Source organism: Algoriphagus aquimarinus (assembly GCF_900112005.1).
GTDB lineage: Bacteria > Bacteroidota > Bacteroidia > Cytophagales > Cyclobacteriaceae > Algoriphagus > Algoriphagus aquimarinus.
The window spans coordinates 144,158-166,285 of record NZ_FOKK01000003.1 but is presented as its reverse complement, the minus strand read 5'-3'; the positions used below and the strand labels follow the sequence as shown (position 1 = coordinate 166,285).

The window sequence follows — 22,128 nt, the reverse complement described above, 5'->3', positions numbered from 1 at the left end:
ATGCACATTCAACGTTCCCTTTTTACCTTTGTATTTTTCATCTCCTTCAGTTTTAGCTTTGCGCAGCAAAAAACTAAATCTCCCAATGTAATCCTTATCATCACCGATGATCAAGGCTACGGCGATCTGAGGTCCACAGGAAATCCTCATATCAACACCCCAACATTGGATACTTTTGCATCGGAAAGTATACGATTTACCAATTTCTATGTGTCTCCAGTTTGTGCTCCTACACGAGCTAGCCTGATGACAGGAAGATATTCCCTGAGAACAGGAGTTCGTGATACCTACAATGGTGGCGCGATGATGGCTGATTCAGAAATCACGATTGCGGAGCTGTTGAAATCGAAAGATTACGTAACTGGGATTTTTGGCAAATGGCATTTGGGGGACAACTATCCTATGCGTCCAAGTGATCAGGGATTCGATGAATCACTCATTCACCTTTCTGGTGGAATGGGCCAAGTGGGTGATTTCACTACCTATTATCAAGGAGACCGCAGCTATTTTGACCCGGTTCTTTGGCATAACAATGAGCAGGAAAGCTATGAGGGATACTGCTCCGATATTTTCGCAACTGAGGCGATCAACTTCATAGAGAAGAATAAAGACAAAACATTTTTCACCTATTTATCCTTCAACGCCCCCCATACGCCACTTCAGGTTCCTGACGAATATTATCAAAAATACAAGAATATTGATCCTACTGCAGGTTTTGGGAAAGATGGAAAGCCGTTCTACCCGATGACTGAAGCTGACAAAGATGCTGCGAGAAAAGTCTACGCGATGGTAGAAAACATCGATGATAATCTGAAAAAACTTTTCCAAAAATTAGAAGACCTTGGAATCGAAGAAAACACCATTGTTATCTTCATGACTGACAATGGTCCACAGCAGCAGCGCTATGTAGCAGGACTAAATGGTCGAAAAGGCAGCGCTTATCAGGGTGGAATAAGAGCTCCATTTTTCATTCGATATCCTGCAGGGTTCAAAGGAAATAGAGAAATCTCCGCTTTGACTGCACATCTGGATGTACTTCCTACCCTAGCCGATCTATGTGGTTTTGAGGTGCCAAAAGACAGGAAAATAGACGGCCACAGCATGGTACCATTGATTGAAGGGAAAAATTCTGCCGCTACTGATCGTAGTTATTTCGCGTATTGGACTAGGAAGTATCCTGAGCTTTATCAAAATATCTCCATCCAAAAGTCAGGTTGGAAATTGATAGGAAACACAGATTACAACTCAGAGATCACGAAATTCGATTTGTTCAATCTGAATGAAGATCCTTATGAGCAAAACAATTTAGTAGCCACCAACAGCACTAAGGCAAAAGAGCTGAAGTCCGAAATGGACGCCATTTATATCGAACTTATCAATGAGGAAAACCAAAAAAATCCACCAATCATTCAGATTGGCAATGCCGCAGAAAACCCAATATTTCTAAATAGAAATGATGCTGCAGGAGAGAGAGGAATTTGGGCCCAGGAGGATATTTTCGGATACTGGAATGTCAGCGTCGAGCCGGGAGTTTACGACATACGAGTGAAATTCGTGAAACCTGTGCCTCCACAGGGCAAGATGACTATCGAGACTTCCAACTACGCCAATATCGCTTATGACAAATCCACTGATGAGATAGATATTTTGGAAATGAAAGGGGTGCCACTTCAAGCAACCGAAGGACAATTACTTCCATTCTATGAGGTGAAAGGGCAGCGTTATTTTCCATTTTGGATAGAATTGGAGAAAAAGTAATGTGCTTAGCCCCTTCAGATAGCTATCGGATGATGTCAGTCCTTAAAATTACTTTGCTTATCGAGCGGCAAAACCGATGACGGGTGACTGAAGTAGCTTATATGATAATGATAACCAAATCCTATAATGCTTTAGTCTCTTTATTGGTAAATAAGCAGATATACATATAAACAATCCACTATACTCATTTATAAAACTCAAGGATGCCATGAACAAAAACAGGTTAGAAGCTTTCAGCGATGGCGTTTTGGCGATTGTGATCACCATCATGGTATTGGAGATCAAAGTTCCCCATGGAGATCAATGGGCTGATTTACACACGTTGATTCCGGTATTTTTTAGTTATGTCTTGAGTTTTATTTACATCGGGATTTATTGGAACAATCATCATCACATGATGCATGCAGCTTCCAAAATAAGCGGCAAGGTACTCTGGGCAAACCTGCACCTTTTATTTTGGCTATCGATGATTCCTTTCGCTACTGGATGGATGGGAGAAAATAACTTTGGCGCAGCACCAATGGCTCTTTATGGTGTGGTGCTCCTATTGTCAGCCATCGCATACAAAATCCTGCAAACAATTCTTTTGAATTGCCAGGAGCCCAATTCTATGCTCGCCAAAGCGGTAGGAAAAGATAAAAAAGGGTGGATCTCACCCCTACTTTACTTGATTGCAATTGTGGCAACTTGGATTCATCCTATGATAGCAGGAGGAATCTATGTTTTAGTTGCACTGATATGGTTAATCCCAGATTTAAGAATTGAGAAAGTAATGGAATCTGAAAAAACCTGACTTTTTACAAAATCTATTCTTTGGTAATCTTATCTGCAATCAAAACCTTTCACTCTACCCATTTTGCTTTTTGCGAAGAAAACTAGGCAATTAAAGATTCCTCAATACATTCTAGGTAAGGCTAATTATTTCACAAAAAATTAAGCTGATATTTACGAACTCATTAACATTCAAGCCTGTTTACCCCAGATAGTCAGAGCAAAATATTTTTAGAGTGGAAAAGAAATACAGTAAAAAGGAATACTTCAAAATTATCCTAGTATTAGGGGCTTTATGTACTATTAGCCCTTTTTCTATTGACATGTACCTTCCGGGTTTTCCGGAGATGGCAGTGGCACTCAATACTCCAATTTCTAACATTCAGCTTTCGCTTACTGCCTATCTCGTTGGTATTGCCATCGGTCAACTATTTTACGGGCCGCTTTTAGATAAATATGGTCGTAAAAAGCCTCTCTATGCAGGACTAGCTATATATATCTTAGCATCAATAGGCTGTGCTATGTCCCAGTCGGTAGAGAATCTGATTTTCATGCGCTTCCTTCAAGCTATTGGCGGTTGTGCTGGAATGGTATCTGCACAAGCTATAGTTCGTGACATTTTCCCTGTAGAGAAAATTGCGCAAGCCATGTCTTTGCTTGTTTTGGTGATAGCAGTTTCTCCTATGATCGCTCCTACTTTAGGTGGATTTGTGACAGCAGCTTATGATTGGCATTGGGTATTTATTATTCTTGCTGCTTTGACAGCCATTATTTGGATAGCTACCGTCATCGTACTTCCAGCAGGGGCTCTTCCAGATAAGGAGGTTTCCCTAAAGCCAAAAAAGGTATGGAAAAGCTACATTAAGGTTCTTCAGAACCGCCAATTTTTGGTTTACATGCTTGCCGGTGGAATTGCCGGTGCTGCACCATTCGCATACATAGCCAGTTCTGCAGATGTTTTCATGAACATTTATGGTTTGACAGAGCATCAATTCGGTTGGCTTTTCGCAATTCTGGCATTTGCGATGATCGGATCCACTCAGTTGAATCACATTTTGCTTCGTAAATACACGAGTCAGCAGATCATCAATTTCTCCCTTCACTATCAAAGTATAACAGCTCTTTGCTTGATATTGGGGGTATATTTTAATATATTCAATTTGTATTCTCTGATAGGAACGATGTTCATTTTCCTAACAGCCCATGGTTTGAATGGCCCAAATACCACAGCCCTCGCCATGGCACCATTCTCTAAGAATGCCGGATCAGCCTCTGCGATGTTAGGAAGTATGCGAATGGCAATTGGCAGTATAGTCACTGCAATCGTAAGTTTATTTCATGCGAGTTCAGCTTTTCCTATGGCTGCAGGAATGGCAATATGTGCATTTGGAGGCTTTATAATATTGAAGACTGATCAGCATATACCTGGTACTATTAGTAGAAAACAAAAATCCGAGGCATTTGCCTCTTAATACCTATTAAGCCAAAAGCCGGAGTTCTTGATGAATTCCGGCTTTTTTAAACCCTTTAAAAACTAGAAATTCAAATAGGGTTTCGGTTTCCTATTTAGGAAAGCTTTTATTGCCCCGCACTGATAATCGCCTCAATCAAATCTGGATATAATTGAACACCAGAGCTTCGATTAAAGAGAGCAGAACCATAATCCCCACCAAATCCATTATCCCAGTAAAATGGCACTAAGCCATGTTCCTTGGCACTTTTGCTTAGGTGTTTCAAGTAGTATTTTCGGTAAGTATCATTGTCTTCAGCCTTTTTATCTGTAGCAGCATATTCTCCTAGCAGAACTGGAATACCATTATCTACAAATTTGGTTTTAACCTGTTGGAATTGCCCGTCTGCATAAGATTCCCCACCCCACGAAGCCGTCTTGGAAGGATCTGTCGCATGCTCACCCCACTGGGTGATGACTTCATCCTCTTTAAGGGAAAATTCATACGGATCATAATAATGTACTTCCACCATCAAGCGTCTTTCCGTATCATCCGTTGGCATTATAAAGAAATTCACGCCATGATCAATATTGGTATTGAAGGTCTGAACTACAAGATTTCTATAGGTATTCCTGCCACCAGTTGATCTCACAGCATCTACAAAAGTCTGATTAAAGGAATTCTGAGCCTGATAGTATTCTGGCTTGGGAGTGCTGTAATCTCCATCTACCATCACTTCGTTTGTTCCTGCAAACAGTAAATGATCATCGTAATCCCTGAAATTAAGGGCGATCTGAATCCACATTTTCTCCAGTCTATCATTGACATAGTTTTGCTTCGCAAAAGTCGGCTGCATCCAACCCTCGTCCCAGTGAATATTCATGACTACGTACATATCATCGTCTACCACATAGTCCACGACCTCTTGTACCCTAGCCATCCATGCAGGATCAATTTCGAATGTTTCAGCATGGGTGAATTTGCTCCAGGCCACAGGAATTCGTACGGAGTTAAACCCAGCTGATTTGATGACCCCGATAAGCTCTTTGGTAGTTTTTGGATTTCCCCAAGCTGTTTCTCCACCTATTGCCTCCAGTGAATTCCCCAGATTCCACCCAATCCCCATTTCCTTAGCCAATTCCAGATTAGAAATATCTCTCATACCTGTCGCGTGGGAAGGAATATAATACGAAGGAAGTGATGGAGCTTTTGCATCCTGCTTTACAGAAATCAGCTCAACTTTGGCCTCAGAACTTAATTTCACACTTGCTTCTCTTACCTCCGACAAAGTAGTCGATGAAGCTTTTAAGGTAATTTGACTATTTCCTGTGCCTGACGTAGGGGTGACTTCTAGCCAGGATGATGCAGCCTCGATAGTCCAAATAGAATTGCTCGTAATGGAAATAATTTGGCTTCCAGCTTCAAACTGAACAGCATTGGTCGAAACTGCAAAAATGATAGGCTTTGGATCTTCAGTTTCCCCACAAGAGAAAATAGCTAATGCAGCTAAAAGAAATAAGCCTAGAAATCTAAAAGGGATATTCATAGGGTTAGTTTTGCAGTTCTAAAAGTATTCAATCCGTTCCTACCAGAAGGGGTGTATATGTTAGGTAAAAGGGATTCATTTGTTATCTGATATGAGGAAACGAGAAAGAATTCGTTGTTATCAGCCATTTCCATCCAAAATAGAATAATCCCTACTTTTGCCATTCTCTCTTTAGTTCAACCCATGAGCAATTCAAATCTTGCGATCAGAACAGTCATTTTCAGCATGCTGGGAAATGTTGTTTTGGCAGCAATTAAATTTCTAGCAGGCATATTTGGCAATTCCTATGCGCTAATCGCAGACGGAATAGAGTCTGTGGTTGATGTTTTTGCTTCAGTGCTGGTTCTCTTTGGATTGAAATATTCTTCACGACCGGCGGATGAAAACCATCCTTATGGCCATGGAAAAGCTGAGCCTTTGGTGACTTTTTTGGTCGTGGTGTTTTTGGTTATTTCGGCAGGCACTATTGCATGGCAAGCCTATGAGCACATCATTACTCCACATGAATTACCCAAGCCGTTTACGCTTATTGTACTGGCAGTAATTATCATCTGGAAAGAAATCTCTTTTCAAGTAGTAATGTCACGAAGCAAAAAGTTGAAAAGTAGTGCCCTGAAAGCCGAAGCATGGCATCATCGAAGTGATGCTATTACTTCTGTCGCAGCTTTTATAGGTATCACAATTGCAATTTTTGGTGGAGAAGGATTTGAAGTAGCGGATGATTATGCTGCTCTTTTCGCAGTAGTTTTTATACTTTTCAATTGCTATAAAATATTCCGTCCAGCGCTAGGGGAAGTGATGGATGAAAACAATTACGAAGAACTGACCGAGCAAATCCGACAGGTTTCCTTGACAGTTCCCGGTGTAAAAGGCACAGAAAAATGCTTTATTCGTAAGGCCGGAATGGAATATCATGTCGATTTACATGCGCTGGTAGAAGGCCAGCTTACAGTCACTGAAAGTCACGACATTTCACATCAGCTCAAAGACAAACTCTGTGACGTAATCCCAGAACTCGGGAATGTCCTGATCCATATTGAACCTTACTAGATGGAGATCAATCAGATGACAAGAAGAATGATATAACTCCACTTCGATAGCATACATGGCAGTTGAATTTGTTATTTAAAACTAGCCTAGCTTACTTCGTATTCGCGAAAAACATCTCCTTTCACCTTACTCAAGTCAGCAGTTGAAATTAAAGAGAAGAAGAAATCTGGTCAAAGCACTTGACATTCTTGACCAACCCATCCGATTCAACCCATTCCTGTTTAGCCGGACGTTTCTACTTTGGGCTTTGCTGGGCTTGATTGGCGGGGCGATAGCAGGTGTTTATTGGATTGTGCTGGAATTCCTAACTCATAAAATTTCGATTTTTGAAGGCTGGGAAGTCATCCCAGTTATGGCTGTTTGCGGACTTCTAGCTGGACTGGTGATTCATTTTATAGGAGATCCAGGCGAAATACATCTGATAGTCAACAACATTCGCTTCAATAAAGGAAAGCTTGATCCGAAGAACAATCCTTCCATGATTATTTCTTCTCTTCTGTGCGTAGCTTCGGGCGGAAGTCTCGGCCCGGAAGCTCCATTAGTGCAAGTAACCGGCTCTACAGGGACTTGGCTAGGAAAAGTATTTCGTCTTAAAGGCGAAGATTTACGTTCGATGAGCATTGCTGGAATGGCTTCAGGTTTCACTGCTTTGTTTGGCGCCCCCCTGGGAGGCAGTCTTTTTTCATTGGAAATCTTACATCATAAGCATGCAGTAGAATATTACAAGGCCATCATTCCAGCTCTAGTTGCGAGTTGCTTTAGCTATTTGGTCTTTGCTATTATTATACAACTTGGACTGGGAGCCACATGGAAAGTCGCATCTTATGAATACGCCGGTGTATTTGATTTTGGGTATGCTGTATTATTTGCTATGGCTGCTACTGCTATAGGTTGGGCGTTTATTTTCTGTATCAAATTCTTCAAAAATCTCTTCAACAAAAAACCACTTCCTATCTACGTCAAAACACTGATAGGAGGAATTCTTTTAGGCTTGATTTCATACTATTTTCCTATTACAAGATATTTTGGTCATGAGGAAATCAATGAACTACTAGCCGGAGACTTCGCTCTGCAAGCCTTAATAGCCATTTTAATTTTCAAAATTCTCGCAATTTCTATTACCGTTACATCTGGATGGAGAGGCGGTTTTATCATCCCTTTATTTTTTGTCGGAGCGACGCTGGGATTGATAATCCATACAATTTTCCCAGAAACTAACCTCACGCTAACCATCGTAAGCTGCATGGCTGGGATCAATGCATGTGTTACAAGGACGCCTATGAGCACAACAATTTTACTGGCTACACTCACGGGTTTCACCTATTTTATACCTATCCTTTTTGCTAGTTTGACTGGTTATTTCCTTGCCCCAAGGATTCCTTTCATTAGTTCGCAATTGGAAAAAGTGAAAGAATAATAGCTCAACAATAGGTTTCTCCACACTTGTCACGCTTGGTTTGAAGGCTTTCCGCGAAAGAATACCTACTTTATAAGTAATTTCTATTTTGCATTAAAACCCATTCTGGCAATGAATATCCTCGAAAATTTAGCATTCGGCAATGAGCGTCCATCTGTGTGTCCCATACAGCGAACTGATAAAATAAACTATTTCGCCATTGGACTGCTCCATAATCAAATCCTAAAAAAGCACACCGCAAATGTCCCTTCCTTACTGACGGTTCTCAAAGGTGAACTTGAATTTTTTATCAATGGAGAGACTTTGCACCTCAAAGAATTTGACACGTATGACATCCCTGTGATGATAGAACATGAGGTAAAGGGTGTAAAAGAAAAGAATATTTTCACGATTGTTCAGGAGAAGTAAAAACAAGAGTATCTGTTAATCAAATGACAGATAGATCAATCGTGAATACGCAGTAAAGTTTCATGTCTAAAATTGAACAGCTATTTAAATAATTTGTAGCCCTTGTTCTACAAAGGGTTACCCGCTGCTTTACACTAGAAAGACGGAAGTTGTTTTACTGCCTAAAACCTGATAATTAACACATCACCCTAACATCCCAGCTATAAAAAAACCCGCATAAGTGCCCAAGGCATTCCCCAAACTCCCCACTAGCACCCCTGGAATAAGCAAGTCAGGCCGATTTAAACTTTCCGCTGAAGCCAAAGCTGTAGTATTTCCTCCCACATTTGCCTGTGAAGCTACTGCGATGACATCCCAATCAATTTTGAGAAGAGCCCCTAGTCCAAAAATCACCAGGCCGTGAAATAAAACTATTATAGAAACAAAAAGAATCAGAGTTCCTGCCAAATCACCTAATCCAGAAAGTGTACTTAGATCGCAAAGTGTACCTATCGTTGCTAGAAAAAGTAGAATAAGGAAAAATCCAATGGTATGTGTGCCTGATAATTTTTTCACATAGGATATCTGTGCCAAAATCAGAGCCAAAGTAGTGAGTGTTATAATCTCAGGTATCTGAGGAATCGCCTGAGCAATAAATTTGGAAATTGCCATGGCTAAAAATGCTAAACCCAGAATGCTTGCCAAACCTGCGATACTGATTGATTCTTGTGGCTTAATTTTTTGATTTTCATTTGTTATTGGAAGCAGTTTTTTTCTAGGAAAAAAAGTCTGCAAATACTTCGGAAGAATTAATGTAGCTATGATCCATGGAGTTCCGATCAAGTTATCTACCACTGTCGTAGCGGCAAATAAATCTGCATTTTCATTTACATGATAACTCAATGCGACCGCATTGAAATTAATGCTTCCTCCTATATAAGTACCCGTATACATTCCCGCCACAGCATTAGCCATAGGTCCAATTTCCGCCGCTGGCTTTACTAGAACCCAAGCGACTAGCACCCCGACAATTGTCCCCAATCCTCCCAGGCAAAACATGAGCAGAATTGGGCCACCTGCTTTTTTGAGACTTTTTAGATCTACTTCCAGCAATGCTATAAAAATCCCCATTGGAGCCAAATACACGAATACGCCAGTGTAAACAGGATTGCCATTGGTAGCTGTAGGGATAATTCCAGAGTTAGCCGCTATTGCCGTGATCAGTATCACCAAAATAGGTGTACCGATAGTTTTCCATCCTTTGAATTTTGCCAGCCAAAGTGCAAGCAGTACAAATGCACATAGCATACCACTTACATATAGTGGGTCTTGAGTCCAAGTCATTGGGGAAATTAAGTGAAAAAGTCCTGAATAGCCTTAACTACATATTCTATTTCCTGCTCTTTCATCCATGGATTAAGTGGAATAGAAAGCCCTTGGTTACTTAACTTTCTGGCATTAGAAAAATTTCCCGCACTTTGAAAAGGCTTCATATCCGGTAAAATATTCGGATAATGAAGCGCTGTTCCGATTCCTTTTTCCCTCAGAAATAGTTTTAACTCATCTCTACGACTCGTCTGAATCACAAAAAGATGGGCATTGTGATTTTCTTCCAAAATTGATATCGGAAGTTGTAGACCATCGATTCCTGAAAGACCTTCCAAATACATGCTTGCAAAGTTCTTTCTTTGCGTTTGGAACAACTCGAATTTTTCAAAAAAGACATTTAGAAAACCTGCTTGGACAGAATCAATCCGGCTGTTTCTACCTACTAACTCATGTTCATCACGAACTTGCTGACCATGATTAAGTAGTAGTCTCATTCGCTCATTAAGCCTCGCGGAAGTTGTCATGCACATTCCTGCCTCTCCAAGCGCACCGAGATTTTTTGTAGGGTAAAAACTCAGACATCCTATATTCCCAAAAGTCCCTGCGGCTTGGCCGTTTTGAAATGAGCCAAAAGATTGCGCGCCGTCTTCAATCACAAAAAGGTTATGCTTTCTAGCCGTTTCCATCAATGATACCATATCCACCATCTTTCCAAAGAGATGCACTGGAATCACCGCTTTGGTATTTGACGTGATCGCTTTTTCCCAATTTTCTGCCAAAAGCCCGTCTTCATCCGTATCCCAAAAAACTGGCTTCGCCCCTACCATCACCACTACTTCGGCGGTAGAAACCCAGGTCATCGCTGGAACGATTACTTCATCACCCACTCCAATTTCAAGCGCTCGCAAGGCAAGCTCAAGCGCATCAGTTCCATTTGCACAAGCAATTGAAAATGGAGATTTCAGGAAATTAGAAATTTGAGACTCAAAAAGATTCACTTCAGGTCCTCCAGAAAAATTCCCTTGGTCGAGCATTTCGGTAAACTTGGATTTCAAAGCATCTTTCAGCTCCTCATCCATTCTTTTCAAATCAAGAAACGGAATCTGCATCCAATAATTTGGCTAGTTGAATACTTAGATTTCTTCGGGAATATTGTTCAATTCCTCTCGCAGATTCGGCCTTACCACTTCGCTCAAACAACTTTCTCAAGCTAACCTGAATGGCCACATGATCCGAATGAGAGAAAACCTGACCTGCCTCAGCCTCTTTCAAAATCTTGGCAGAATCCCCTTCTGGATCTCCTAAAGCCAGAATAGGCAAAGTCGTCGCCATGTACTCAAATAGCTTCCCAGGAATATTTCCCTTCGCATTTTTGGTGTTGGTAAGGATCAATGCCAACGCATCGGCTTTCTCATAAAACCCAAAAACTTCCTGATGAGACACATAACCAGCAAAATGCACGTGGGCTAAAAGCCAGGAATCCGCAGCTATCTCTTCACGAACCTGATCACTCACTCTGCCTACAAAAGTGAATTTAACCTCTCCTTTTTCCTTAGAAAACTCCTCTCGCATAGCTTTCAGCAAAGGCATGGGATTCCTGATCGAATCTATAATCCCAGTGTAAACAAGGTGCAAACTGTCCCCTTTTTTCTCGCCAACAGAAAAACCCTGAGGAATATCAGTCTCATCAAACCCGTTGGTAATCAGATTGATTTTGCGACGTGCTAATTGTTCCAAATCATCTTGGAATGTCGGAGAAATCGTAGTTACTACGTCTGCTTCATTAAGAACTTCCTGCTCCAGTTTCTTATGCTTATCCCGTACTCGATTCTGCATAGGTAGCTTATCCAAGAACTCCCATTGCGACCAAGGATCGCGAAAATCAGCCAACCAAAAAACACCTGTTTTCCTTTTCAGATCCCTTCCGATCAAATGCATGGAATGTGGCGGACCGGTAGTAATGATTGCCTGAAACTGTCCTTTTTCAATCAATTCAGTTAAGAATTTAACGGAAGGCTTCACCCAGAAAACTCGTGGATCAGGAACCATCAGATTTGCTCTAAGCCAGATCGCGGCTTTTTCTATAAAACTTTGCTCTTTTTGTTCTAGCACTCTTCCTGGATGCGATTCTTTTTTCCCTCGAATTCTATCCAACAACTGATAAGGTTCCCAAATCGGGAATTTCATTACCTCTAACTCATTCGAGATTTCCTTTTCAAGACTTTCATCTTTCAGGTCAAAATCAGGATTCTCTGGTGTAAAAATAACTGGCTCCCACCCAGCTTCAGGTAGGTATTTGGCGAATTTTAGCCAACGCTGCACGCCGGAACCTCCACTCGGCGGCCAATAGTAGGTGATAATTAAAACTCGTTTTTTCATATGTGTACCATGTCCTAAGTACAAAGTACCAAGTAGCTGGCCATAAAATCAAATTTGAGGAAAAACATTAAGTCGCAGTCTCAGTATTCAGTCAGAGTCGTAAACTTGATCATTGAATTTTGAATTTATTTAAACCACATAGCCACATAGGAAGATATAGCCATGTCCTCAGTGCATCAAAACAGATATATTCTAATTTCAAAACCTTAAGCTCTTTCCAATTTTATGGTCAAAAAGTTCAACCACAAAAGGGACAAAAATAAAAACTATGGAAGTCTGAAGACTTCATTTTTGTGGATCCAAGCCCGCCTGGCATCGGACAGGTCTGAAGACTTGAACCAAAACCCACTACTCTTCAAAAAGCAAAAAGGGAGCAGGTCACCCCACTCCCTCTCGAAATTTTAAATTCAAAATTTTAAATTCTCTTACTCTCCCTGTGCAAGAGAATATCCTCTTACGCCATCGAATGAGTAAAGATTTTCAGTTTTGATGAAGTCAAATCCTAATTCTTCAACTTGCTTCAGCAATTCACGAATCTGAGCATGTGAGATGGTAGACTGCTCAGCATTCTGGAACCTACATCTCCAATGATCTGTACAGAAAGACTCACGCATACCGTCAGGGAATACTTTGATTCCACGGTTAGTGATCAAAGTCAACTGAAGTCCATCAGCATTTGCCTGACGAAGTTTCTCGCCTAGCACCTGAGGGTTTCTTCCTGGCTCATCCCAATCAACAAACACATCCACGCCGATTAACTCTTTTTTAGCTTTAACCACAGGCGAAACAAACACATTCATAGGAGTAGTATCCTTGTCAAATGATGCTGGAACCATCGTAGATGGCACTTGACCCAATCGTTCGATTACTGCATTTGCAAATTCCTCAGTACCGGCTTTCTTGGTAGAAAGACCTTCTTGGTAGATATCACCAGTATGGATACCATCTTCCAACGTTTTCATCCAAGCATTGGAGATTTTCTCTGCGATCTCAGGCTGACCGATGTGAACCAACATCATGATCGCACCATTCAGCAATCCGGATGGATTGGCGATGCCCATTCCTGTGATATCCGGAGCTGAACCGTGAATTGCTTCAAACATGGCTACTTCTTCACCTACATTGGCAGAACCTCCAAGTCCTACAGAACCTGTCACCTGAGCAGCAACGTCAGAAATGATATCTCCGTAAAGATTCAGCGTTACGATTACATCAAAAGTCTCCGGTCTATCTGCAATCAGTGCAGTTCCGATATCGATGATTTTGTGATCAACTTTGATCTCTGGGTATTCCTTAGAAATCTCATCAAATGTTCTGTGAAACAATCCATCAGCAATCTTCATGATGTTATCCTTAGTCATACAAGTCACTTTCTTGCGACCGTATTTCTTAGCATACTCAAATGCATATCGGATAATTTTCTCAGAACCTGGCTTAGAGATCAATTTCAAAGACTGGCAAACTTCCTGAGTTTGTCTGTGCTCAATTCCAGCATATAAATCCTCTTCATTTTCTCGGATAATCACCAAGTCAGTCTCAGGAAAATGCGTGTGGATGAAAGGAGAAAATGATTTACAAGGTCTCACATTTGCATACAAACCAAAAGAAGTTCGTGTGGTCACGTTGAGCGATTTAAAACCACCGCCTTGAGGAGTAGTAATAGGTGCCTTCAAGAAGATTTTCGTTTCTCTAAGTGATTCAAAAGCATTCGGCTCCATACCAGAGCTGATTCCTTTAAGATAAACTTGCTCTCCGATTTCGATTACATCGTATTCGAGCTGAGCTCCAGCTGCTTCGAGGATCGCCAAAGTAGCCTTCATGATTTCGGGACCGATCCCGTCACCATAGGCAACCGTAATTTTTCTTTTGGAAGACATATTAATATAGCGGATTAGTTAAAATTCGATTTTGAACAAAAGTAAATAAAAATGTGGAAGCAGGTTTTTGACCTAGGACAAAATCCGCTTTATCTCCACTTAAATTACAAAAGGGGTAATAATCCTTTACCTTAGGTTTATGATTTTATAAGTACGCAGTTTGGGATTGAATACCCTGCTTGTATATTTGTTTTATACTCAACGATGAACTATGGCTGATTTCAAAAATATCCTAACTGATGTGAAAAATGGTGTGCTCCATTTGACCGTCAACAGAGAGGACAAAATGAATGCATTGAATTTTGAGACTTTAGATGAATTAAGGGCGATTTTTGAAGAGGTTTCGGACACAAAGGAAATCAAAGCTGTGATCATCACAGGTTCAGGTGAGAAGGCTTTTATTGCTGGTGCCGATATCAGTGAGATCGCTACCTTGAATGAGGTAAATGCCAGGAAGTTTTCTGAGAATGGTCAGGAAATATTCAGCATGATAGAAAACTGCCATAAACCAGTAATAGCTGTAACTAATGGTTATACACTCGGTGGTGGATGCGAATTAGCGATGGCTTGTCATATGAGAATAGCAACTGCTAACGCGAAATTTGGTCAGCCAGAAGTTAATCTTGGCATCATCCCTGGCTACGGAGGCACTCAGCGACTTACTATTCTAATAGGAAGAGGAAAAGCGAATGAACTCATGATGACAGGCGACATGATCGGAGCTGAAGAAGCAAAGTCATTAGGCCTAGTAAATCATATACTTCCTACAAAAGATGAGGCTCTCGAGAAAGCTGAAGAAATCATCGCTAAAATACTAAGCAAAGCGCCACTCGCTATTGGTATGATCATAGACTGCGTCAATTCGGCCTATGTACCAGACGAAAATGGTTTTCAAACAGAAGCAAACAGCTTTGCCAGATGTGTAAAATCAGGTGATTACAAAGAAGGAACTTCTGCTTTTCTAGAAAAAAGACAGCCGCATTTCAAAGGAGAATAAGTTCCTTTAACTTGAATGAGCAACCTCAAAAAATTAGCTGGACAAACAGCAGTTTACGGACTGAGTAGTATCCTCGGTCGATCAATTAATTTTTTAATGATTATCGTGTACACCGAATACCTCAGCAAAGAGGCTATGGGGTCGTTCACGAGTATCTATGCGTTAATCGGGTTTCTGAATATTGTGTTCACCTACGGGATGGAGACTACTTTCTTCAGATTTACAACTGGCAAAAATCTAGATCCAAAAAAAGTTTACAATAACACACAATCACTGCTGCTTACGAGTACAGTGGTGCTCGGTTCTGGACTTTTCTTGCTTGCACCTTGGCTGGCACAATGGTTAGAATATCCTGGCCAAGCCTATTTATTCAGATGGACTGCGCTAATACTTTCCTTTGACGCGATTCTAGCCATTCCTTTTGCTAAGCTCCGATTAGAAAACAAAGCTTTGATCTTCGCCGGAACGAAGATCTTCAACATCTTCCTGAATATTTTCTTTAATCTCCTTTTGATCGTCGTATTTCCTTACCTGATCTCGAACGGAACGATTTCAGAAGGATTCCTAGGCTACAGATCTGACTGGGGAGTCGAATATATTCTACTTTCTAATCTACTTGCCAATGGTTTGATTATTCCATTCGTTTGGTGGAAAGCAGGTTTTTTCAAATTCCAATTGGAAGGAACTGTCATCAAACCTATGTGGAAATATTCCATTCCACTACTATTCATGGGATTGGCAGGAGTGACCAACGAGTTGCTTTCTAGATTCTTATTCGAATATGTATTACCTCCAAATTTCTACGCTGAACTAACTGCCCGCGAAGCAGGAGGTGTATTCGGAGCCAATTTTAAACTGGCCATATTGATGAACTTGGTGATTCAGGCATTTAAATATGCTGCGGAACCCTTCTTTTTCAAACAATCTGCAGACAAAAACTCACCGTTGCTTTACGCTAAGGTAATGCACGTCTTTATCCTATTTTGCACCCTATTGATGATTGCCATTTCGGTGAATCTAGAGTGGATGGGGCCATTATTTCTAAGAAAACCTGGGTATGGCGAAGGGCTTTTCATTGTCCCTACCCTATTGATGGGATACCTGCTTCTCGGTATATATTTCAATCTTTCGATTTGGTTCAAAATCACCGATCAAACCAAGTACAGTTTCTGGATCACTTTAGTCGGAGCGATTATTAGTATAGCTGTAATTTTCATTTTTGTGCCAATTTTGGGGTATATGGGAGGAGCACTTAGCACCATATTATGTTATTTCGTGATGTGTCTGCTCTGCTATCTATATGGACAAAAATATTACCCTATACCCTATCAAACAGCAAAAGGCATCTTTTACCTTCTGGTTTCATTTGTTATTAGCTACTTGGGTTTTTACTTGGACTTAGGCGAAGCTGTTCTGAATTTCTTTGCAAAAAATAGTCTCATCTTCCTTTATCTTGTAATGATTTTCCTATTGGAAAAAGAGCATATCAAGTCTTACTTACCCAAATCCAAAAAGCTTTAGCCTTAATTTTTACAAACCGGGGATCATTTTTGGGTCAACTAGCGTTAACCAACCTAATAGCCCAAATAATCTACCTAAGTATTTCAATCATACGTACAAACAAAGCCTAATTGCATAAAAGGCATTATGTTTGTGAACTCAAGCTGCAGTCCAAATTTCCCGTGAATTTCAAAAGAACACTCCTTATATTTCTAGTAGTCGTTTTAGGCTTCTCCTCAGGTTTTGCTCAAGACAGACTTTCGAAGAAAGAGCGTACCGCTCAATTAAACGAAAAACAAGGCACCCGATATTTCATCGAAGGTGAAAAAAACCTTGTACTTGATGATTTAGAAAAAGCTTTTTTCTATTTCCAGAAAGCGCTAGAATTCTCACCAGAAGAGCCCGCTATCCACTACAAAATTGCTGAGGTATTGGTGAAAGCAAATCAAGCCGAAAAAGCAATGCCCTTCGCTACCAAAGCGACAGAGTTGGATGGTGATAATAAGTATTACTCTTTGATGCTTGCAGAGATTTACACCAACCTCAAGCAACCACTCAAAGCTGCTGAAATACTGGAAAATCTGACTGCTGATGGCGAAAACAACCAGCAATATAATCTTGACTTGGCTTCTATTTACCTTAATGCCAATGAGCTAGACAAAGCATTGATAGTATTGGATCGTGCAGAAGAATACTATGGTGTCATGGAGCCTATCACCATTCAAAAGCAGAGAATTTATTTGAATAATAACAACCTCAATCAAGCTATCGCTGAAGGCGAAAAGTTGGTAGAATCCAGACCGGGCAATCCAACTTACGTCATGAATGTAGTAGAGATTCTATACAATAATAACCGCGTAGATCAAGCATTGGAATTGGTTTTTAATGAAATCGATAAATACCCAAATCAGCCTGAATTGCAGATGGCTGCCCATAGCCTATTAAAAGACAAAGGTGAGATCAAAGAGTCTAATCATCATCTTTATCTGGCTTTTGCAAGCTCTGACCTTGATCCTGAAGTCAAATCGAAGGCTTTTATCAGTCAATTGAATGACATAAAAACCCAAGAACGAGATGTATTACTGGATAGTTTAGAGGTACTAATGGCTACTTCAAGTCCCGAAAACGCCGATATCTATGCTGCACTTGGACAGCGAAGGATTCAAGATCAAAAAACGAAAGAAGGTATAGATTACTTTAAAAAATCGCTTTTGATAAATCCGAAAAACGCTAGTATGCTTGAGCAAGTGATTCTGGGTTCTTTTGGAGAAGATGCAGATTTCGTTGAGCTTGAAAAATTCACCATTCTTGGCGTCGATGAATATCCTCAAAATCCAGAATTCTGGTTTTATGATGGCGTAGTAAAGTCTGCTCAAAAGAAGGATGAAGAAGCGGTTGTTTCTCTCAAAAAAGCAATCGAGCTAAATTCTAACAAAAATTCTCAATTAGATCAGGTGGCTTTCGGATCTCTTGGAAGTTCACTTTATAATTTGGGAGAGAAGGAAGAAGCTTTTCGGAATTTCGATAAAGCACTGGAGATCAATCCTAATGACGAACAAGTACTAAACAATTATTCTTATTTTCTTTCCTTAGAAAAGAAGAATCTAGAAAAGGCAAAAGCAATGTCTGATAAAGTTGTTAAGAGATTTCCAGACAATGGCACTTTCCTTGATACACATGCATGGGTTCTTTTTCAGATGGAAGATTACGAAGGTGCCAAGAAGTTCATGGATTTAGCCATGAAGTATGAAGAGACGCCAAGTGGAGTGATGCTAGAACATTACGGAGACATTTTATTTCATCTTGGTAAAAAAAATGAGGCCCTTAGTTATTGGAAAAAAGCAGAAGGAAGTTCTGAAGCGTCGGATAAACTTTCACAAAAAATAAAAGAAGGAAAATACCATGAATAAACTTTTTGCAGGAATTGTGTTTGTCATAGGCTTAGGCCTACTTTTCTCCTGCTCCAAAAAGACGATAGTCTATCAGGCAGATGGGAAAATGGAAGATTTTTCTCCCGTCTATACTGATTACGAATACATGAGCGCCAAAGCGAAAGTGGTAATCGAGGAAGAGTCTGGTAAAATCACTCGAGGAAGTATGAATCTACGGTCAAAAAAGGATTCGGTTCTTTGGTTCATGATTTCTCCAGGCATGGGAATGGAAGCAGTGCGAGGTCTAATCACTAAGGAAAAAATCCAAATCAAAGACAGAATTGGAAATGAAGAAGTAAATCTAACCTTCGAAGAATTTGAGTCTATTTACGGACTAAAATTATCTCTTGAAATATTTCAAAATGTACTTTTCGCCAATCCTCCTCATCAGGTAGATTACAAAGACCGGTTGGTTAGAGTTGGGAAATCCTTTGAACTGACACAGGTTCGAGATAAAGTGAGGTATTTCTCTAAAGTTGATGTCAATTATAGAAAAGTCTCTGAGATGGTAAGCAATTCCTTAGATGACCGAGGCTCCTTGCTTGCAAGTTATGCTACATTTCAGGAGGTTGACACCAAGCCATTTCCGTTTGAAGTCCTTTATAAGTTAGCTTATCAACTTCCAGAGGGTGGCCAGAACACTATTATTCATGTGGAATGGACTTCAGTAGATCCTCATTCTGCTCCACTAAGCTTTCCCTTCAAATTTTGAATTGCATGCTCCGCAAATACCTAATTCCATTTAGTCTGTTAATTGGATTACTATTTTTTTCGGCACCTGATCTTGCTGCGCAAACAAAAAAGACACGTGAGCAGCTTGAGAAAGAGAAAGCTGACGTCCAGGCACGATTACTAGAATTTGACAAAATCTTAAAGCAAACAACAGCAACAAAGAAAAACACCATTGGTGAATTGAATGCTGTCACCAGACAATTCCAGACTCAAAACAAACTGGTCAATACACTGGATAGAGAGGTAAAACTGATCAATCAGGAGATCAAAGAAACGGAGACAAAAATAACAAGCTTGGAAAGTCAGCTGAAGGAACTGAAAGCCGAATATGGCCGGATGATTTATAACGCATCAAAGCTAAACAGAGGACTTTCTATCGTTTCTTTTGTATTCAGTTCAGCGAATTTTAACCAGCTTTATTCTCGACTGATGTATTTAAAACAATACACGGACAGTCGTAAGCAACAGGCTGCACAGATCGAAAAATTAAGTCATCAACTAGCCGAAGAGCGAATTCTTTTAGATCAGAAAAAAGCTGATAAAGAAAAAGTTTTGGTAGAAGAACAACAAGAACGCGCGCAGCTCGATAAGATGAAGCGTGAGCAACAAGGTATTGTCAATACACTTTCCAGTAAGGAAAGAGACATCCAGAAGCAAATCGCCGCTACTAAAAAGCAGCAAGATCAATTGAATAAAATGATCAAGCAGGTGATCGAGGATGAGATTAGACGTGCGGAAGCTGCTGCTAAAAAAGATAATAGTACAGCTACGAAGTCTTCTGGAAGTAGTATGCCGATGACACCAGAAGTAGCAGCACTATCTAATTCCTTTGCAGGAAATAAGGGAAGGCTTCCTTGGCCAGTAGAAACAGGCTTTGTGACGCAGGGATATGGAACCTACCCTCATCCAACCTTAAAAGGTATTACTATGGAAAGCGATGGTGTAGATATCCGTACACAGCCTAATTCCAACGTAAGAGCGGTATTCGATGGAACTGTAACCAAAATCACGACTATGCCTGGCTTTGGTGGAACGGTGATAATCAAACATGGTGAATATTATACCATGTATAGCAAGCTGAAAACCATTACTGTAAAATCGGGCCAAACTATAAGCGCAAAAGACGTAATTGGTCAGGTTGCTACAGGCGCAAACGGCGAAGCAGAAGTTCATTTTCAGACTTGGAAAGGACTGACAGTTATGAATCCTTCTAGCTGGCTTACATCCAAGTAGTACTTAATTGCGTATATTCATAAAAAAAGATAGGATGCTTTCCTCCCACAACTTTGTGTAAGCGGATCACAATTATATCTTTGTAAACTCATTTACCCTTAAACACACACCATCATGACTACATTAGGTTTCATTCAAAACATGGGCGGTGGCTCGATCGTATTGATCGTATTGGTCGTCCTTCTATTGTTTGGTGCTAAAAGAATACCTGAATTGGCTCGTGGCCTTGGACGTGGTATCAGAGAATTTAAAGATGCTACAAAGGACATTCAGAACGACCTAGAAGAGGGACTGAAAGACGGCAAGAAAAAGTAATCTCTTAATCCAAGACAATTGGAAAAATTTATCTCATTCGACGACATTAAAAAATCGCTCGAAAAGAAGGAAACGGATTGTCGTACGATAGTCCAATATTACTTATCAAACATTCAGACGAAGGCGCATCTCAACGCCTTCGTCGAAGTTTACGAGCATTCTGCCTTAGAGCAAGCTGATCTTATAGATCAAAAATTAGCTAAAGGAAATGCAGGGAAACTTGCCGGTATGGTCATCGGTATCAAAGATGTTCTTTGTTATACTGGCCATGAGGCTAATGCTTCTTCCAAAATTCTTAAAGGCTTCGAATCTCAATTCACTACTACAGCTATCCAACGATTGCTGGATGAAGATGCTATTATCATCGGTAGACTCAACTGTGATGAATTTGGAATGGGAAGTTCAAATGAGAATTCTGCTCATGGCAAAGTTTTGAATGCTGCAGATGAATCTAGAGTCCCTGGAGGATCTTCTGGAGGATCCGCTGTAGCTGTTCAAGCAAATCTATGTACAGTTTCTTTGGGAACTGATACAGGAGGATCTGTTAGGCAACCTGCTGCGTTCACTGGTGTTATTGGCATGAAGCCAACTTACTCACGTGTATCGCGCTGGGGATTGATCGCCTATGCTTCCTCTTTTGATTGTATAGGAGTATTTTCCCGCACGGTAAAGGATAATGCTGTAGTGATGGAAATCATGGCTGGACACGATGAATACGATAGTACCTCATCGAGAAAGTCTGTTCTTCCTTATAGTGAGCTTTTGCATTTTGAGAAAAAGGCTAAAATTGCCTACCTCAAAGAAACTATTGAATCCCCTGCCCTTCAGCCAGAAATCAAAGCCAACACATTGGCTGTTTTAGAGAAATTGAAATCTGAAGGTCATGAAGTTGAAGAAGTAGAATTCCCTCTACTGGACTACATATTGCCTACTTACTATATTCTTACTACAGCCGAAGCAAGTTCAAACTTGTCTCGATTTGATGGAGTAAAATACGGATACAGAACTCCAAACGCACATAATCTAGAGAGCATGTATAAGCTGACTAGAAGCGAAGGTTTCGGTGAGGAAGTAAAGCGAAGAATCATGCTTGGTACTTTCGTGCTTAGCGCGAGTTACTACGACGCATATTTCACCAAAGCCCAGAAGGTCAGAAGATTAATAAAAGATTTTACAGAGAATCTTTTAAATGATTTTGACTATATTATTATGCCAACTACGCCATCTACAGCGTTTAAGTTTGGTGAACATAGTGGTGATCCAGTAGCTATGTACTTAGAAGATCTCTTCACCGTGCAAGCATCAGTCTCAGGAGTACCAGCTATTTCTCTACCAAATGGAAGAGATGAGCAGGGAATGCCAATTGGATTGCAAGTGATTTGCAACTCCTTCAAAGAAGCAGAGCTTTATGCTTTTAGTAATTATTTAACCGAATTGACATCATAAAACCCATTA

18 protein-coding genes are annotated in these 22,128 nt (G+C 40.4%); 13 read left to right on the top strand and 5 right to left on the bottom strand.

Going from position 1 to position 22,128, the window contains the following annotated elements:
- The 3 genes from BM291_RS04940 (at window position 1) to BM291_RS04930 (ending at window position 4,001) form a co-directional block, all read left to right on the top strand.
- The gene (locus tag BM291_RS04940; protein WP_092895067.1) at window positions 1-1,758 is read left to right on the top strand and encodes an arylsulfatase; all 1,758 of its coding nucleotides are present in this window, start codon (window positions 1-3) and stop codon (window positions 1,756-1,758) included.
- A gap of 208 nt (window positions 1,759-1,966) precedes the next feature.
- The gene (locus BM291_RS04935) at window positions 1,967-2,551 is read left to right on the top strand and encodes a TMEM175 family protein (protein WP_092895066.1); all 585 of its coding nucleotides are present in this window, start codon (window positions 1,967-1,969) and stop codon (window positions 2,549-2,551) included.
- A gap of 214 nt (window positions 2,552-2,765) precedes the next feature.
- Window positions 2,766-4,001, top strand: coding sequence for a multidrug effflux MFS transporter (locus tag BM291_RS04930; RefSeq protein ID WP_394333444.1), 1,236 nt, complete (start codon window positions 2,766-2,768; stop codon window positions 3,999-4,001).
- A gap of 106 nt (window positions 4,002-4,107) precedes the next feature.
- On the opposite strand, the gene BM291_RS04925 is transcribed toward BM291_RS04930, so the two are convergent.
- Window positions 4,108-5,526, bottom strand: coding sequence for a cellulase family glycosylhydrolase (locus tag BM291_RS04925; protein WP_092895064.1), 1,419 nt, complete (start codon window positions 5,524-5,526; stop codon window positions 4,108-4,110).
- Window positions 5,527-5,709: 183 nt separating this feature from the next.
- Between BM291_RS04925 and BM291_RS04920 the strand changes: the two genes are divergently transcribed.
- The 3 genes from BM291_RS04920 (at window position 5,710) to BM291_RS04910 (ending at window position 8,401) form a co-directional block, all read left to right on the top strand.
- On the top strand, window positions 5,710-6,576 hold the full coding sequence (locus BM291_RS04920; protein WP_092895063.1) for a cation diffusion facilitator family transporter: 867 nt from the start codon (window positions 5,710-5,712) through the stop codon (window positions 6,574-6,576).
- Window positions 6,577-6,718: 142 nt separating this feature from the next.
- Window positions 6,719-7,993, top strand: coding sequence for a chloride channel protein (locus BM291_RS04915; RefSeq protein ID WP_092895062.1), 1,275 nt, complete (start codon window positions 6,719-6,721; stop codon window positions 7,991-7,993).
- 111 nt (window positions 7,994-8,104) lie between these two features.
- On the top strand, window positions 8,105-8,401 hold the full coding sequence (locus tag BM291_RS04910; protein ID WP_092895061.1) for a cupin domain-containing protein: 297 nt from the start codon (window positions 8,105-8,107) through the stop codon (window positions 8,399-8,401).
- Window positions 8,402-8,584: 183 nt separating this feature from the next.
- Here BM291_RS04910 and BM291_RS04905 read toward each other — a convergent pair whose 3' ends face one another.
- The 4 genes from BM291_RS04905 to BM291_RS04890 all read right to left on the bottom strand — a co-directional run bounded on the left by BM291_RS04905 (window position 8,585) and on the right by BM291_RS04890 (window position 13,965).
- Window positions 8,585-9,724 (bottom strand): DUF819 family protein, encoded by a 1,140-nt coding sequence (locus tag BM291_RS04905; protein WP_092895060.1) that lies wholly within the window; start codon window positions 9,722-9,724, stop codon window positions 8,585-8,587.
- Window positions 9,725-9,732: 8 nt separating this feature from the next.
- Entirely contained in the window at window positions 9,733-10,818 is a 1,086-nt protein-coding gene (locus tag BM291_RS04900; RefSeq protein ID WP_092895059.1) for a DegT/DnrJ/EryC1/StrS family aminotransferase, read from the bottom strand.
- Entirely contained in the window at window positions 10,799-12,088 is a 1,290-nt protein-coding gene (locus tag BM291_RS04895) for a glycosyltransferase family 4 protein (protein ID WP_092895058.1), read from the bottom strand. The genes BM291_RS04900 and BM291_RS04895 overlap by 20 nt, the downstream gene beginning before the upstream one ends.
- 425 nt (window positions 12,089-12,513) lie before the next feature.
- On the bottom strand, window positions 12,514-13,965 hold the full coding sequence (locus BM291_RS04890) for an NADP-dependent isocitrate dehydrogenase (RefSeq protein WP_092895057.1): 1,452 nt from the start codon (window positions 13,963-13,965) through the stop codon (window positions 12,514-12,516).
- Between the two features lie 211 nt (window positions 13,966-14,176).
- Between BM291_RS04890 and BM291_RS04885 the strand changes: the two genes are divergently transcribed.
- The 7 genes from BM291_RS04885 (at window position 14,177) to gatA (ending at window position 22,119) form a co-directional block, all read left to right on the top strand.
- Entirely contained in the window at window positions 14,177-14,962 is a 786-nt protein-coding gene (locus BM291_RS04885) for an enoyl-CoA hydratase/isomerase family protein (RefSeq protein WP_092895056.1), read from the top strand.
- A 15-nt stretch (window positions 14,963-14,977) separates the two neighbouring features.
- Window positions 14,978-16,483 carry a polysaccharide biosynthesis C-terminal domain-containing protein gene (locus tag BM291_RS04880; RefSeq protein WP_092895055.1) on the top strand — a complete coding sequence of 502 codons (1,506 nt, stop codon included), beginning with the start codon at window positions 14,978-14,980 and terminating at the stop codon, window positions 16,481-16,483.
- Window positions 16,484-16,644: 161 nt separating this feature from the next.
- Window positions 16,645-18,372: a tetratricopeptide repeat protein gene (locus tag BM291_RS04875; RefSeq protein WP_092895296.1), complete on the top strand. Its 1,728-nt coding sequence runs from the start codon at window positions 16,645-16,647 to the stop codon at window positions 18,370-18,372.
- On the top strand, window positions 18,365-19,105 hold the full coding sequence (locus tag BM291_RS04870; protein WP_092895054.1) for a lipoprotein insertase outer membrane protein LolB1: 741 nt from the start codon (window positions 18,365-18,367) through the stop codon (window positions 19,103-19,105). Before BM291_RS04875 ends, BM291_RS04870 begins: the two co-directional genes overlap by 8 nt.
- A 5-nt stretch (window positions 19,106-19,110) precedes the next feature.
- Window positions 19,111-20,358 (top strand): murein hydrolase activator EnvC family protein, encoded by a 1,248-nt coding sequence (locus BM291_RS04865; protein ID WP_092895053.1) that lies wholly within the window; start codon window positions 19,111-19,113, stop codon window positions 20,356-20,358.
- A 114-nt stretch (window positions 20,359-20,472) separates the two neighbouring features.
- Window positions 20,473-20,673 (top strand): twin-arginine translocase TatA/TatE family subunit, encoded by a 201-nt coding sequence (gene tatA / locus BM291_RS04860; RefSeq protein ID WP_057938704.1) that lies wholly within the window; start codon window positions 20,473-20,475, stop codon window positions 20,671-20,673.
- A gap of 18 nt (window positions 20,674-20,691) precedes the next feature.
- Entirely contained in the window at window positions 20,692-22,119 is a 1,428-nt protein-coding gene (gene gatA / locus BM291_RS04855) for an Asp-tRNA(Asn)/Glu-tRNA(Gln) amidotransferase subunit GatA (RefSeq protein WP_092895052.1), read from the top strand.
- The last annotated feature ends 9 nt before the right edge of the window (window positions 22,120-22,128 follow it).

Bases quoted from the DNA above. Each gene is read 5' to 3' on its own strand.
- BM291_RS04940 (WP_092895067.1), top strand. From the start codon at position 1: ATGCACATTCAACGTTCCCTTTTTACCTTTGTATTTTTCATCTCCTTC.
- BM291_RS04935 (WP_092895066.1), top strand. From the start codon at position 1,967: ATGAACAAAAACAGGTTAGAAGCTTTCAGCGATGGCGTTTTGGCGATT.
- BM291_RS04925 (WP_092895064.1), bottom strand. From the start codon at position 5,526: ATGAATATCCCTTTTAGATTTCTAGGCTTATTTCTTTTAGCTGCATTA.
- BM291_RS04920 (WP_092895063.1), top strand. From the start codon at position 5,710: ATGAGCAATTCAAATCTTGCGATCAGAACAGTCATTTTCAGCATGCTG.
- BM291_RS04910 (WP_092895061.1), top strand. From the start codon at position 8,105: ATGAATATCCTCGAAAATTTAGCATTCGGCAATGAGCGTCCATCTGTG.
- BM291_RS04905 (WP_092895060.1), bottom strand. From the start codon at position 9,724: ATGACTTGGACTCAAGACCCACTATATGTAAGTGGTATGCTATGTGCA.
- BM291_RS04900 (WP_092895059.1), bottom strand. From the start codon at position 10,818: ATGCAGATTCCGTTTCTTGATTTGAAAAGAATGGATGAGGAGCTGAAA.
- BM291_RS04895 (WP_092895058.1), bottom strand. From the start codon at position 12,088: ATGAAAAAACGAGTTTTAATTATCACCTACTATTGGCCGCCGAGTGGA.
- BM291_RS04890 (WP_092895057.1), bottom strand. From the start codon at position 13,965: ATGTCTTCCAAAAGAAAAATTACGGTTGCCTATGGTGACGGGATCGGT.
- BM291_RS04885 (WP_092895056.1), top strand. From the start codon at position 14,177: ATGGCTGATTTCAAAAATATCCTAACTGATGTGAAAAATGGTGTGCTC.
- BM291_RS04880 (WP_092895055.1), top strand. From the start codon at position 14,978: ATGAGCAACCTCAAAAAATTAGCTGGACAAACAGCAGTTTACGGACTG.
- BM291_RS04870 (WP_092895054.1), top strand. From the start codon at position 18,365: ATGAATAAACTTTTTGCAGGAATTGTGTTTGTCATAGGCTTAGGCCTA.
- BM291_RS04865 (WP_092895053.1), top strand. From the start codon at position 19,111: ATGCTCCGCAAATACCTAATTCCATTTAGTCTGTTAATTGGATTACTA.
- tatA (WP_057938704.1), top strand. From the start codon at position 20,473: ATGACTACATTAGGTTTCATTCAAAACATGGGCGGTGGCTCGATCGTA.